Source organism: Hydrogenophaga sp. ZJX-1 (assembly GCF_048590325.1).
Taxonomy (GTDB): domain Bacteria; phylum Pseudomonadota; class Gammaproteobacteria; order Burkholderiales; family Burkholderiaceae_C; genus Hydrogenophaga.
Genome location: NZ_JBMBRA010000013.1, coordinates 1 through 12706, shown reverse-complemented (window position 1 = coordinate 12706; position 12706 = coordinate 1). Strand labels below are relative to the sequence as shown.

At 67.3% G+C, this 12706-nt stretch carries 14 protein-coding genes; 5 read left to right on the top strand and 9 right to left on the bottom strand.

The genetic code is table 11. The features are described 5' to 3' along the window. The 3 genes from ACN5W5_RS23735 to ACN5W5_RS23725 form a co-directional block, all read right to left on the bottom strand. Positions 1-710 (bottom strand): TenA family transcriptional regulator (locus ACN5W5_RS23735; RefSeq protein WP_420050868.1); only part of this gene is annotated, 710 nt, incomplete at its 3' end. A 105-nt stretch (positions 711-815) separates the two neighbouring features. Continuing rightward, the gene (locus ACN5W5_RS23730; protein ID WP_420050867.1) at positions 816-1826 is read right to left on the bottom strand and encodes a porin; all 1011 of its coding nucleotides are present in this window, start codon (positions 1824-1826) and stop codon (positions 816-818) included. A gap of 79 nt (positions 1827-1905) precedes the next feature. After that, the gene (locus ACN5W5_RS23725; RefSeq protein ID WP_420050866.1) at positions 1906-3435 is read right to left on the bottom strand and encodes a hypothetical protein; all 1530 of its coding nucleotides are present in this window, start codon (positions 3433-3435) and stop codon (positions 1906-1908) included. Positions 3436-4231: 796 nt separating this feature from the next. Between ACN5W5_RS23725 and ACN5W5_RS23720 the strand changes: the two genes are divergently transcribed. From ACN5W5_RS23720 to ACN5W5_RS23710, 3 genes are read left to right on the top strand one after another with little or no spacing between them, the layout of a single operon-like run. Then, positions 4232-5704, top strand: coding sequence for a gamma-glutamyltransferase family protein (locus tag ACN5W5_RS23720; protein WP_420050865.1), 1473 nt, complete (start codon positions 4232-4234; stop codon positions 5702-5704). A 27-nt stretch (positions 5705-5731) separates the two neighbouring features. Next, positions 5732-6352, top strand: coding sequence for a glutathione S-transferase family protein (locus tag ACN5W5_RS23715; protein WP_420050864.1), 621 nt, complete (start codon positions 5732-5734; stop codon positions 6350-6352). Between the two features lie 35 nt (positions 6353-6387). Further along, positions 6388-7095: a GntR family transcriptional regulator gene (locus ACN5W5_RS23710; RefSeq protein WP_177137613.1), complete on the top strand. Its 708-nt coding sequence runs from the start codon at positions 6388-6390 to the stop codon at positions 7093-7095. Between the two features lie 219 nt (positions 7096-7314). On the opposite strand, the gene ACN5W5_RS23705 is transcribed toward ACN5W5_RS23710, so the two are convergent. Next, a complete protein-coding gene (locus ACN5W5_RS23705; protein ID WP_420050863.1) occupies positions 7315-8133 on the bottom strand; it encodes a sulfite exporter TauE/SafE family protein in 819 nt (272 codons plus the stop codon). Between the two features lie 155 nt (positions 8134-8288). On the opposite strand from ACN5W5_RS23705, the gene ACN5W5_RS23700 reads away from it, so the two are divergent. Further along, the gene (locus ACN5W5_RS23700; RefSeq protein ID WP_420050862.1) at positions 8289-8945 is read left to right on the top strand and encodes a GntR family transcriptional regulator; all 657 of its coding nucleotides are present in this window, start codon (positions 8289-8291) and stop codon (positions 8943-8945) included. Positions 8946-8971: 26 nt separating this feature from the next. Here the strand turns inward: ACN5W5_RS23700 and ACN5W5_RS23695 are convergent, their stop codons facing one another. The 5 genes from ACN5W5_RS23695 to ACN5W5_RS23675 all read right to left on the bottom strand — a co-directional run bounded on the left by ACN5W5_RS23695 (position 8972) and on the right by ACN5W5_RS23675 (position 11722). Beyond that, positions 8972-9889 (bottom strand): ornithine cyclodeaminase family protein, encoded by a 918-nt coding sequence (locus tag ACN5W5_RS23695; RefSeq protein ID WP_420050861.1) that lies wholly within the window; start codon positions 9887-9889, stop codon positions 8972-8974. Positions 9890-9923: 34 nt separating this feature from the next. After that, positions 9924-10682: a sulfite exporter TauE/SafE family protein gene (locus tag ACN5W5_RS23690; protein WP_420050860.1), complete on the bottom strand. Its 759-nt coding sequence runs from the start codon at positions 10680-10682 to the stop codon at positions 9924-9926. A gap of 69 nt (positions 10683-10751) precedes the next feature. Beyond that, positions 10752-11030 (bottom strand): 2Fe-2S iron-sulfur cluster-binding protein, encoded by a 279-nt coding sequence (locus ACN5W5_RS23685; RefSeq protein WP_226465137.1) that lies wholly within the window; start codon positions 11028-11030, stop codon positions 10752-10754. Further along, the gene (locus ACN5W5_RS23680; RefSeq protein ID WP_420050859.1) at positions 11027-11359 is read right to left on the bottom strand and encodes a ferredoxin; all 333 of its coding nucleotides are present in this window, start codon (positions 11357-11359) and stop codon (positions 11027-11029) included. The genes ACN5W5_RS23685 and ACN5W5_RS23680 overlap by 4 nt, the downstream gene beginning before the upstream one ends. A 72-nt stretch (positions 11360-11431) precedes the next feature. Beyond that, positions 11432-11722: a 2Fe-2S iron-sulfur cluster-binding protein gene (locus tag ACN5W5_RS23675; RefSeq protein WP_420050858.1), complete on the bottom strand. Its 291-nt coding sequence runs from the start codon at positions 11720-11722 to the stop codon at positions 11432-11434. 274 nt (positions 11723-11996) lie between these two features. On the opposite strand from ACN5W5_RS23675, the gene ACN5W5_RS23670 reads away from it, so the two are divergent. Continuing rightward, positions 11997-12706: TenA family transcriptional regulator (locus tag ACN5W5_RS23670; RefSeq protein WP_420050857.1), on the top strand; the 710-nt coding region annotated here is incomplete at its 3' end.

Sequence of the window (12706 nt, the reverse complement as noted above, 5' to 3'; positions counted from 1 at the left end):
GCGGTGGCCAGCTCGGGGGCGACGTAGTCGTTGTAGAGCGCGGTGGTGTAGAGCAGGCGCATCTGGGCCCCGACCTCACAGATCTTGATGCAGCGCTGCTGCATCTCCACCGTGGTGGCGTGCTCCAGCACGATCTGGTAACCGCGCTCGCCGTGGATCTCGTCGGAGACGATGTGCAGGTCGAAGAACTCGACCTCTTCATCGCTGAAGCCGTACTTGTCGCGCAGCGTGGGGGTCTGCTTGCGGTAGATCGAAGGCACCTGGGACTCCAGGCCCACGACCAGACCGGCGACGGCCACCACCGGGTCTTCGCGCATGGCCACGGCGTAGCACCAGCTCTGCAGGGCGCGCGTGGTGGGCGACATGTTCTCCTGGTCGATCACACGCGCGCGGGTGGTGCCGCAGGCCTCGGCGAAGCGGATCAGCAGGTCGGTGTGGCGGTCCCCGCCGATCTCTTCCTCGTACATGTTGGCCAGCAGGAAGTCCTTGGCGTCGGTCATGTGGTCGGGGGTGCGGGCGTAGATGTAGGCCAGGTAGTCGGCGAAGGGGCCGACGTAGTGGTAGTGGTTCTCGGCCCAGCGTGCGAGGTGTTCGCGGCTGAGGGAGCCTTCGGCCCAGGCCAGGCTGAAGGGGGATTTGTTGGCGCTCTTGCCTTTGATGGCGTTCTCCAGGGCGCTGCGCAGTTCGTCTCGGTTCATCGGCGTGCTCATGGGGGCTCCTTGATGGGGGCGGGGGTGCGCACGGAGGGCGCTCCCCTGGTTGACTGGCGGAAGGCCTGTGGTGCAACAGGCCTCCCGCACTCAGGTGGGCAGGGATCAGAAGGTGTGCAGCACACCCACGGCGACGACGTTGCCGTCGGCATCGGGAGCACCCGGCACCTTGGTGGTGTTGGCCTGGAAGCCGCCGTACAGCCGGGTGCGCTTGGACATCGTGTAGAAGGCGGCGATGCCGTAGCCGGTGCGCTCCACGTCGGGCGCGCCGACGGCGGTCACGTTGACGGCCTTGCCGATGTAGTTGTCTGCAGGCGAGTAGCCGGTGATGCCGCCCTTGGAGCTGGCCACGCCACCGGAAATCAACCATGCGGAGCCCAGTGGCACGTTCACGCCCAGCTGCCATTCCTTGGTGGACTTGTCGTCAAACGCCACCCGGCCGTAGCTGGCCAGCAGCTTGGCCACGCCCAGGTCGTAGGAGCCGTTGACACGGGTGTACTTGATCGGCTCGGACGCGTCGGTGCCCTTTTCGTTCTGCAGCGCGAAGCCGGCATACACCGGACCGCTCGCGTACTTGACGAACATGCTGGACACCGAGCCTTCGCCGGCGTCACCCAGGCCATAGCTGACCGCACCGCTGACGCCACCGAAGGTGGGAGTTTCGTAGTAGAGGCCGTTGTTCGGGTTGTCCTTGTAGGAGCCGGTCAGCCACACGCCGCCGGCGTTGGGCGCGAACATCGAGTTCAGGGCGGCCTGGCTGGCGCCGGCGATTTCGTCGAAAGCACTCCAGGCCTTGCCGGCCTTGAACGTACCAAAGCCTCCCGACAGGCCAACCCACGACTGGCGGCTGAAACCGTTGGTGGCGCCGGTGTTCATCGCAATGCCCTGCTCCAGCTGGAAGTTGGCCTTCAGGCCACCGCCCAGGTCTTCCGAACCCTTGAAGCCGATGCGGCTTTCGTAGATGCCGCTGCTGTTGACCTGGGTGCTGCGCTCGCCCGTGTCGGCGCTCTTGCGCGAGGCGATGTTCATGTCGGCGATGCCGTAGAGGGTGACACTGGACTGTGCAAAGGCAGCGCCGGAGGCGAGCACGAGGGAAACTGCGACGATTTTTTTCATGAAAAGCTCCATTTGAGGATTGAACAAACAAGACACGGCCGGACCCGCGGCTGCGGGCCCTGGGCAATCAACGGGGAAATCAGAAGAAGAGGACGGCCGATGTGGTGGCGATGGCCAGCCCGATGAGCACCGGAGGCGTCAGCACACGCACCAGATCGAGCACCGAGACGCGGGCGAAGCCGGCAACGGCAATCAGCGAAGACCAGGCGATCAGGGTGCCGCCGCCGGTCCAGATGGCGCCCATCTGGCCGATGGCCGCGAGCGTGGCGCCTTCCATGCCGGAAACCGGGGCCATGGCGCCGGCCAGTGCGCCGGTCAGTGGCAGGCCGGAGAAGCCCGAGCCGTCCACGCCGGTGATCATGCCGACGATCAGCAGGCCGAAGGAGACGAACAGCTTGCTGTGCGGCAGCCAGTCCTGCGCACCGCGCACCAGATCGAACAGCAGGCTGGGCGTCTGGTTGGCGGACATGCCGAGGATCGACGCGGCCGTTTCGCTGTTGCCCAGGAAGAAGAAGCCCGCGATCGGCAGCACCGAGCCCATGGCCCGGAAGGCGAACACGAAACCTTCGGTGATGTGGTTGGCGCTTTCTTCCAGCATGGCCTTCGGCCCGTGGTAGGCCAGGGTCGCGAACAGCATCAACAACGCAGCGGCACCGCCGACCAGCGACGCGCCGGCCCCGCCCTTCAGGTCCTGCAGCGGGATGCCGAGCTTGGGCAGCGCCATGATGGTGATGATGACCAGGAACACCAGGGGCGTGAGCACGGCGAACGCCTTGGACCACTTCTGGCGACTCTGGTCCACGCTGGCGATCTCGCGGCGCAGGTCCTGGCCGGTGACCGGCTGTTCTTCGCGGCTGGTGCCCTTGGCGATTTCCGCCTTGTGCGACGAGCCTTCGTGTTCGTATTCCGAACCGCCCTGCTGCCCCAGCGCCTGCCAGTTTTCCAGCAAGACCGGGCTGGCCAGCTTGAACGTCTTGCGGTGGAAGACGAACACCAGGGTCAGCGCCACCAGACCGGTGATCACCGACAGCACCAGCGCACGGTCCGCGACCAGTGCGGCCACGGCGTTGGCGGCCTTGGCACTGATGCCAGGGGCGACGCCGATCACGTAGTCGGACGACAGCGCCATGCCCTGACCGGCGATGGCGATGGCGGCCGCGCCCACCAGCGGCGGCAGACCGGCCGCGATGGCCGCAGGCAGCAGCACCGCGCAGACCAGCGGCACCGCGGGCGTGGGCCAGAAGAACAGCGAGATCAGATAGGTGACGGCGGCGAGGATCAGGTAGGACACCACCCCGTTTTTCATCAGAACCCGAAACGGCCTGACCATCAGGATGTCGGACTTCAGCGCTTTGAGCGAGTTGAGCAGTGCGGTCATCAGGGCAATGACCAGGAAGATGTTGAACAGCTCCTTGGCTGCCACGAAGCTGGCGCCAAAGACGCTGCCGACAGCATCCAGGGGGTTGCCGCTCCAGGCGAAGACCACCAGGAAGGTGGCGACGATCGATGGCACGAGCACGTTGGCCCGGAACATCATGGTCACGATGATGCTGACCACGCCGATCAGGTACATCCAGTGCGCCGCTGTGAGGGTTACGGTTGAGTCCATGTCAAATATCTTGTGGGGTTGAACACCCGACTCGGGGTCGGGATTGGGTTGGCTAGAGACGACTGACGCAAATCACGGCCGGCTGTCACGCCAGCACCGTGCCTTCTGGTTGAACAATTCAGGCTGGCACTTCCCCCTGTGGAGCAAGACGCGCCGTTCCGGGGTCTGACCGCCCATTGCACCGCGGTGGCAACGGAAGACCGGACAACGGTTCGATTCGTGGTGCTAAATGGTATACAACATACCAAATCCATCTTCTTGGTGCTTACCCTGATTCCTTGGCCTCTTTTTCGGGCATTTTTTGAGGAGAAACTGCACTAATTTAGTGCAGTTCAGTGCAATCTGCCTTTCTATTTTTCCTCTGCGTATACAGTATGCATACACCGTGCCAATCGGTATACCCGTGCTCGGTGACGCTGCACAAGGCCCACCCGGCCTCGCGCAGCGCACTTTCCGAACGGAAAACACCCCACACCTGCGCCGCCGGACCGGATCAACATTTCAGAGGTACAGCAGCGACCTCAACCCCTGCCAGGTGAAACCGCCCGGCCTCTCATGGACCGCTGCAGCCAGAACACCCGGATGGGCCATTGACCAGTGCCATCCGGGGGTCACAACCGCTCCTGAGCACGTCCCGGGCCCGGCCTACCGGACCTCGAACCACCCGGATCGCCATTTTTGGGCTTCTGTTGCACCCATTTGGAATACTGTATACACTTAGATCAAGATATGGGTGCCGGCGGCACCCATGCACAGGGCTCGCGCCCTGCCCGGCCTACTGACAGGAACACCCGCGATGAAACCGATTTCCCAAGACAACCCCTGGGGCGTGGTGGGCAACAGCCGCATGGTGGCCACCGGCCACCCGCTGGCCGCCCAGGCGGCGGCCCGCATGCTGCGCGAAGGCGGCAGCGCGATCGACGCCGCGATCGCGGCAGACGCCGTGCTGGGCGTGGTCGAACCCATGGCCACCGGCATCGGCGGCGACGTGCTGGCGATGGTGGTGCCGCCCGGCGAGGCCCCGCTGAGCTACAACGGCACCGGCCGTGCGCCGGCCCGGTTTTCCCTCGACGCGCTGGACCACCTGCCCGGCCGGCGCATTCCCGAGCGGCACGTGTTCTCGGTCACGGTGCCCGGCGTGGTGCGTGGCTGGCACGACCTGCACAGCCGCTTTGGCCGCCTGCCCTGGCAGCGCCTGTTCCAGGCCGCCATCCAGACCGCACGCGAGGGCTTTCCCGTCGCACCCGTCGCGGCGCGCGAATGGGCGCTGTTCGAACCGGTGCTGCGCCCGGACCCCGTCTGCGCCGCCCTCTACCGGGCCGACGCCCTGCCCCGCGCCGGCGAGACCTTCGCCAACCCGGAACTGGCCACGGTGCTGGAAGCCATTGCCAACGAAGGCCCCGACGCCTTCTACCTGGGCGCGCCCGCCATGGCCGCCGAACGCGCCGTGCAGCAACGCGGCGGTGCGCTGGCGCGGGCGGACTTCGCCGGCCACAGCGGCCACTTCGCGCCCCCCGCCAGCGCCCGCTTCCGCGGCCTGACGGTGCTGGAATGCCCGCCCAACACCCACGGCATCGCCGTCCTGCACGCGCTGCAGGCCCTGGATGCGCTGTCGCTGGACCCGGCCGACCCGGCCACCACGGTCGCCATGGTCGAACACATGGGCCGCGCCATGCAGCACGCGAAAGAAACCGTGGCCGACCCGGCCGGCAACACCGTCTGCACCGTGGTGGTCGACGACAGCGGGCTGGCCGTGACGCTGATGAGCAGCATCTTCAAGCGCTTCGGCTCGGGCATCGCTGCGCCGGGCTGCGGCTTCGTGCTGCAGAACCGCGGCTTCGGCTTCTCGCAACCCGGCCACATCAACGGCCCCGGCCCGGGCAAACGCCCGTACCACACGGTGGTGCCGGCGGCGGTGCTGAAGGACGGCGCCTTCCACGCCGGCCTCGGCGTGGTCGGCGGCGCGATGCAGCCGCAAGGCCATGTGCAGTTGATCACCCGACTGGCGGCCTGGGGCCAACCCCTGCAGGCCGCGATCGATGCCCCGCGCTGGCGCCTGGAGGCCGACCGGGCCCTGGCGCTGGAAGCCGGCACCCCGCCCGAGGTGGCGGCCGCCTTGCGCGCCGCGGGTTACCACGAGCCACAAGGCCTGGGTGAACTCGGCGGGCGCAGCGACTTCGGCGGTGCCCAGGTGGTGCTGCGCGATCCGGCCGGCCGCCTCATCGGTGGTTCTGACAAACGCAAGGACGGCACGGCGCTGGCCGTCTGAATCCCCCATCGACCAACGCACCTCACCATGACACTCAAAATCTACGGCGTGGCCGCTTCCCGGGCCATCCGCCCCCTGTGGGCGTCCGAAGAACTCGGCATTCCCTACGAACACATTCCCGTTCACTACCAGGACACGGCGGCCCTGAACGCGCCGGCCTTCCGCGCCCTCAACCCCAACGGCACCGTGCCCGCGATCGACGACGACGGTCTGGTGCTGTTCGAGTCCCTGGCCATCACCCTGCACCTCGCGCGCACCCGGCCCGAAGGGGGCTTGTGGGCGGCGGGCGTTGCGGAGCAGTCGCAGATACTGCAATGGACCCTCTGGGCCGCGACCGAAATCGAACCGCTGGCCCGCCAGTGGTTCCACCACACCAGCTTCCTGCCACCGGAACAGCGGCGACCGGAGCTGGCGGAGGCCGCTCGGGCCCAGCTGCAGACCCGCCTGCGGGTGCTGGACCAGCAGGTGAAGGAACAGCCCTATCTGCTGGCCGACGGTTTCACCGTGGCCGACCTGAACCTGGCCGCCGTATTGCAGCGCCTGGCCGTGCTCGGCGGTGAACACTTCCCCCACGCCACGGCCTGGCACCAGCGTTGCCTGGGCCGCCCTGCGGCGCAGCGCGCCCTGGCCCTGCGCCAGCTTCAGTGAGGCCCCCGGTGCTGCCACCCCCCACCGTTCACGACGTGGACCATCACACCCGCCGCCCCGCGCCACCGCATGGGCGCCGTCCGAACCCGACGACGGGTGCCGGCGCCACCGTGGGCGCCAGCCACTCGCCCCTGACCCTGCTGGTGGTGGAAAAAATGCGCGAGCGCATCCTGGACGGCAGCCTGCCGCCCGGCCACCGGCTGGTCGAAGGCCGCGTGTCGGCCGAGTTCGACGTCTCGCGCATCCCGGTGCGCGAGGCCCTGCGCCACCTCGCCGCCGAGGGGCTGGTCACCATCGAACCGCGCCGCGGCGCAAGTGTCACCCGCTTCAGCGAGGAGCAGGTGCTCGAACTGGTGGAGGTGCGGGGCAACCTGGAGGCGCTCAACGCCAAACTGGCGGCCCGTCACAAGGACCCCGAGCAGATCGCGAAAATGCGCCGCATCCTCGAAGAAGGCAACCGCCTGGCCGATGCCAACGAGCTCGAAGCCCTGGCGCAGCTGAACCACGCGTTCCACGACGTGCTGAGCCAGGCCGCCGGCAACTCCGTGCTGCAGGACGTGATGCGCTCGCTGCGCGACCGCACCGTGCTGCTGTTCACCCCGTTCAACCGCCACCGCTGCCGGCAGAACTGGGAAGAACACGCCGCCATCCTGCGCGCCGTGCTCAACGCCGACCCCGAACTGGCGGCCGTGCTCGCCCTGTGCCACGTGCAGAACGCGGCCAACCGCAGCGAGCTGGACTGACACCCCCGCCGCGCTGCGCGCGACCCCCTCCAGGGGGCGGCACTGGCGGCCCGGCAAAGCCGGTTCCGCGGTGCCCTTGGGCCCACTCCCCTTCTGAGCGCAGATCACTCATCCGGTGCGAAATGCCTTGATCCGGGGATGCGGTGGAGCCGGCTTCGCCGGGCCACTCGCATCGCCCCCTTGAGGGGGTCGCGCGCAGCGCGGCGGGGGTGTTCTTGTTCAGGCCACAACGGCCGAATGCAGCATCTTCAGGGCCAGCACGAACAGGAAGCCCGCGAACACGCGTTTGAGCGTGGCCACCGGCAGGCGCGAGGCCAGGCGCGCACCGACCGGCGCCATCAACACGCTGGGCACCAGCACGCCGAGCAGGGCCGGCAGATAGATGAAGCCCAGGCTGCCCGGCGGCAGGCCGGTCACCGTGCGGCCACTGACGAAGAACGCGACCGTGCCCACGATGGCGATCGGCAGGCCGATGGCAGCCGAGGTGCCGACCGCGCGGTGCATGTTGACGTTGCACCAGGTCATGAACGGCACCGAGAGGAAGCCGCCGCCCGCGCCCACCAGCTGTGACAGCGTGCTGATGGTCGCGCCCACCCCGATCAGGCCAGCCGTTCCCGGCAGGCTGCGGCTCGGTTTGGGCTTGGCGTTGAGGAACATCTGCACCGCGGAGTAGGTGACGAAGGCCGCGAAGATCAGCGCCAGGGTGGTGGTGCTCAGGTGCTTGGCCAGCAGGCCGCCAACCACCCCGCCGACCAGGATGCCCGGCGTGATGCCGCGCACGATGGACCAGTCCACATTGCCCTTGGCGTGGTGCATGCGGGCGCTGGAGATGGAGGTGAACACAATGGTGGTGAGCGAGGTGCCCAGTGCGAGGTGCAGCAGGGTGCTGGAGGCGAAGCCCTGTGCCTCGAACAGCCAGGTCAGCAAGGGCACGTACAACATGCCGCCGCCGATGCCCAGCAGGCCGGCGGCGAAGCCCCCCGCGACGCCAAGGGCCAGGTAGGCGGGCAGCCAGGTCAGCAGGTCGGCGCTCAGCATGGGACACCGCCTCGTGTGACGCGGACCGGTCCCTGGGGGCACATCTCGGCATGTTTGTTTGATGCAAACGGCATTCTGTATCCTTGTGAAGAAATAAAATCAATAAAAGACCGCTTCCCGGCGGCCCGCTCAACCCGAGACCTGCGCAGCACCCCATGGACCCACACATCAAGGCAACAACCCTGGGCGCCAACCACTCGCCGCTGACCGATTTGGTGGTGAACGCGTTGCGCGAGCGCATCCTCTCCGGCGGCATGCCGCCCGGTGAACGGCTGGTCGAAGGCAAGCTGTCGGAGGAGCTCGGTGTGTCGCGCATGCCGGTGCGCGAGGCGCTGCGCCAGCTGGCGGCCGAAGGTCTGGTGACCATCGAGCCGCGCCGCGGTGCGTCGGTGACGAGCTTCAGCCCGCAGCAGATGCGCGAACTGGTCGAGGTGCGCGCCACGCTGGAAGGCCTCAACGCCAAGCTCGCGGCGCAGCGGCACGACGACCAGCAGATCGCCGAGATGGAACGCATCCTCGAAGAGGGCACGCGGGTGTCCCAGAGCGGTGCGGACGACGCCGTCATGCTGATGATGAACCAGCGTTTTCACGACGCCCTGGGCAGCATCGCGGCCAACTCGATCCTGCAGGACATCATGCGTTCGCTGCGCGACCGCACCGCCCTGCTGTTCGCGCCCATCAACCGCTCGCGCGGCCCGCAGAACTGGGACGAACACGCCGCCATCCTGCGCGCCGTGATCAACGGCGACGCCGAACTGGCCTCGCTGCTGGCCATGCGCCACGTCTATAACGCGGCGCAGATGGAGCCCTGAGAGGCCCCGCGACCGTTGGCGCTGTTTCATGCGCCCGCCTGGACACGTTGCCAGGCCAGCCCGGCCAGGGCCACGTCCTCCAGGCCCACGCCCACCGATTTGTAGAGCGTGATCTCGTCGTCGCTCTGGCGGCCGGGCGCAGCGCCCGTGACCAGCGCCCCCAGCTCGACCAGCTTCTCGGGCGACACCAGACCGGGCCGGGCCAGCACCAGGTCACCGGCCTCGCGCAGGGTCTGGGGCAACCATTCCACCGCGATCCGGGCGGCGCGCTCCAGGGCGCGGTCGTCCAGTTCGCGGGTGTGGGGCAGGCTGGAACCGATGGCCGCCACAAAGCAGCCCGGCTCAAGTTGGTCGCCCGAAAACAGCGGCGTGGTCGAGCGCGAGGCGGTCACCACGATGTTGGCCCCGGCCACCGTTTCCGCTGCGTCGCACAGCCGCACCGGCGTGCCGCACTGGCGCTGCAGGTCCGCCGCCAGGCCCGGCGGGGCATAAGGATCGCAGACCCGGATTTCTTCGAGGTCAAAGACTTGTGCCATCTGGATCGCATGGGCCCGGCCCTGCACGCCGGCACCGAACAGTGCCATCTGGCGCGCGCCCGGGCGGGCCAGGTGGCGCGCGGCGATCAGGGAGCAGGCGGCGGTGCGCAGGCGGGTGATGGCGCCGGCGTCGAAAGACGCCAGGGCACGGCCGTCCTCGGTGGAGAACAGCACGATCACGAAGGTGAACTGGCCCTGGATCGTGGTGTAGACCTTGGCGCCCGCCACCTTCTGCTCTGGAATGACCGCGCCGAGCGTGGACAGCTTGACGCCTTGGGCCTCGGTCCGGATGCGCTCCTGCATCGCGGCCTGGCCGTGGCCAAAGCTGCGGAAGGCGTCGAGCAGCACCTGCTGTGCGTCCTGCGGGCTCACGGCCGCGTCGATCATGTCGTCGGTGATGTGTTGCATGGTGCGTAGGTCGGGTAGAAAGGATCGGGAGGGGTCAATGGCGGGTCAGCGTCTGCACCAGGATGCCCAGTGCGCCAAACGCCGCCAGACCCAGCAGCATCGGTCGCAGCGATTGCTGGCGCATCAGGAACTTGACGCGGCCGGAGAGCACGAACCCCGCCACCATCCAGGGCATGAGCAGCCCGCTGAGCCAGAGCTCGGGTGCGCCCATGCGCCCCACCATCGCCAGAGCCACCAGGGACAGCGCCGCGCCGATGAAGAACACCGCGCCCAGCGTGCCGCGCAGCCGGTTGGCCGGCAGGTGCTGCATGGCGATGGCGAACGGCGGCGCGCCGGCCGAGGTGATGGTGCCCATGAGGCCGGAGGCCATGCCCGCCAGCGTGGTGTTGCGCCCGCTGTGCGCCACTTGCCAGCCCTTGAGGCTCAGGGCCACGCCGGTCAGGATCAGCGCCGCGAACAGCAGGGACAGGGTCTGCACCGGCAGCAGGGCCATGCAGACCGCGGCAAGGCCGGTGCCCAGCACCCGCCCGGTGATCGCCTGCCCCGCGGTGCGCCACTCGATGGCATGGAACTCGCGCAGGCCCGTCATCAGCGCCAGCGGGCAGCTCAGCGCCAGCAGCGGCCCGGGAACCAGCTCGGGGAACAGCAGCGCCGCGATGGGCGCGCAGAACATGGCAAAGCCCAGTCCGCTCACGCCCTGCAGGCAGGCGCCGATCAGCACCATGCCGCCCATGCCGAGGTAGGTCACCCCGGCCAGACCCGCGGGCAACAGATCCGTTGCGATGCTGCTCATTGGACTACCCTCCGCGCTGCGCACTGCGGGGCTAAGCGCCTTCGGAACGGCCGGGCGGCGCTCATGGACTTACCAGGACACCGCGATGTCGCCGCGGATGAAGGTCTGGCAGGCCATGCGGTAGCCGTCCGCCAGTTGCTCGTCGTTCAGGTGCTTGCGCTCCTTGGCCTTGACCTCGTCGGTGTGCTCCAGGCCGCGTTCGATGCGGCACTTGCAGGTGCCGCACAGGCCGCCACCGCATTTGAACGGGATGCCGCCTTTTTCGCGCAGCGAGACCCGCAACAGGTTGCTGTTGTCCGGCGCCTCGACCAGCTTGTTGTCGTTGGAAATGAAGGTGACCTGGATCATGCGGCCACCGGCACCGGGCGGTTGAAGTCGGCCACGTCGCGTGGCACCAGGGTGGTCTCCATGTCGCCGAAGGCGCAGAGGTACTGGAGTTCGCGGCGCGCGCCATCGATCTCGTGGAATTTTTCAAGGAACTTCGAGGGCACGTCGTTGACGGTGACCGGCTCGGTTTCGTCGACGATGCGCACGCGGGTCTCACCGCTGATTTCGGCAATCAGGAAGCGCGCGCGCGTACGCCCGTAGAAAACGTAGTCATAGGCTTCGACGGGTTTCAGGCCGGGCCCGACTTCCGTTCTGAATTGGCCAGGCTTGCTGGTCAGGATCACATACATGGTGGTTCGGCTCCAGGTGGGGTGATGGGGTCGGTGAAGGTGGGTGTCCGGTGTTGGCGCAGCAGAAAACGCTCAGTCCTGCGCCAGCTCGATGTCGTGCTCCAGCCAGAGCTGGCAGGCCAGCCGGTAGCCCTCGTTCAGGCGCTCACCCAGCTGCTTCTTCTCTTTCCAGTTCGGCGGCGGCAGGTGTTCGGCGCCGGCGATCACCCGCGTGGCGCACCTGGCGCACTTGCCCATGCCGCACTCGTACTGGAGGTTGGGATACGGAAACTGCTTGATGCCGGCGCGTACCACGAGGTTGGTGTTGGGCTTGACCTCGTCCCGAAAGGTCTGACCGTGCTTGTGAAGGATGACGACAGGCATGGGTATCTCGCTGTGGTGGATCTGCTGCGGCGTTTCGATGAATTGAAGTATACTGTATACCGTTGACAACGATGCGTCAAGCGGCCTTCAGACCGGGCTTCAAGGCCCCTCCAGTGAGCCCAAGAGCCGAAAAACCCCGGGGCTTTCTGGAATTTTCAGATCCTCGGTTGACGTTGCATTGTTTTCTGTATATTGTATACCGTGTTGACGGTCAAAACATCCGACCCGAAGCGTCCGACATCCCTTTTCCGCCACCCCCATCAAGGAGCCCCCCATGCCGACCCTCATGAACCGAGACGAACTGCGCAGCGCCCTGGAGAACGCCATCAAAGGCAAGAGCGCCAACAAATCCCCCTTCAGCCTGGCCTGGGCCGAAGGCTCCCTCAGCCGCGAACACCTCGCACGCTGGGCCGAGAACCACTACCACTACGTCGGCCCCTTCGCCGACTACCTGGCCTACATCTACGCCCGCACCCCCGACCACATGACCGACGCCAAGGACTTCCTGCTGGCCAACATGTACGAGGAAGAGATCGGCGGGGACCGCCACACCGACCTGCTGATCCGCTTCGCCGAGGCCTGCGGCACCACCCGCGCGCGTGTGATCGACCAGGAGAACATGTCGCCCACCACGCGCGCCCTGCAGAGCTGGTGCTACGCCGTGGCCATGCGCGAAGACCCGGTGGTGGCCGTCGCCGGTCTGGTCGTGGGCCTGGAGTCCCAGGTGCCTTCGATCTACCGCAAGCAGACCCCCACGCTGCGCGACAAGTACGGCTTCAGCGATGAAGAGGTCGAGTTCTTCGACCTGCACATCGTCTCCGACGAGATCCACGGCGAGCGCGGTTACCAGATCGTGCTGGAGCACGCCACCACGGTGGAGATGCAGCAGCGCTGCATCAAGATCTGTGAGGTCGGGGCCCAGATGCGCCTGCTCTACACCACCGCGCTCTACAACGACTACGTCGCCCCCGAGCTGGCCACCGC

Bases quoted from the DNA above. Each gene is read 5' to 3' on its own strand.
- ACN5W5_RS23730 (WP_420050867.1), bottom strand. From the start codon at position 1,826: ATGAAAAAAATCGTCGCAGTTTCCCTCGTGCTCGCCTCCGGCGCTGCC.
- ACN5W5_RS23725 (WP_420050866.1), bottom strand. From the start codon at position 3,435: ATGGACTCAACCGTAACCCTCACAGCGGCGCACTGGATGTACCTGATC.
- ACN5W5_RS23720 (WP_420050865.1), top strand. From the start codon at position 4,232: ATGAAACCGATTTCCCAAGACAACCCCTGGGGCGTGGTGGGCAACAGC.
- ACN5W5_RS23715 (WP_420050864.1), top strand. From the start codon at position 5,732: ATGACACTCAAAATCTACGGCGTGGCCGCTTCCCGGGCCATCCGCCCC.
- ACN5W5_RS23705 (WP_420050863.1), bottom strand. From the start codon at position 8,133: ATGCTGAGCGCCGACCTGCTGACCTGGCTGCCCGCCTACCTGGCCCTT.
- ACN5W5_RS23700 (WP_420050862.1), top strand. From the start codon at position 8,289: ATGGACCCACACATCAAGGCAACAACCCTGGGCGCCAACCACTCGCCG.
- ACN5W5_RS23695 (WP_420050861.1), bottom strand. From the start codon at position 9,889: ATGCAACACATCACCGACGACATGATCGACGCGGCCGTGAGCCCGCAG.
- ACN5W5_RS23690 (WP_420050860.1), bottom strand. From the start codon at position 10,682: ATGAGCAGCATCGCAACGGATCTGTTGCCCGCGGGTCTGGCCGGGGTG.
- ACN5W5_RS23685 (WP_226465137.1), bottom strand. From the start codon at position 11,030: ATGATCCAGGTCACCTTCATTTCCAACGACAACAAGCTGGTCGAGGCG.
- ACN5W5_RS23680 (WP_420050859.1), bottom strand. From the start codon at position 11,359: ATGTATGTGATCCTGACCAGCAAGCCTGGCCAATTCAGAACGGAAGTC.
- ACN5W5_RS23675 (WP_420050858.1), bottom strand. From the start codon at position 11,722: ATGCCTGTCGTCATCCTTCACAAGCACGGTCAGACCTTTCGGGACGAG.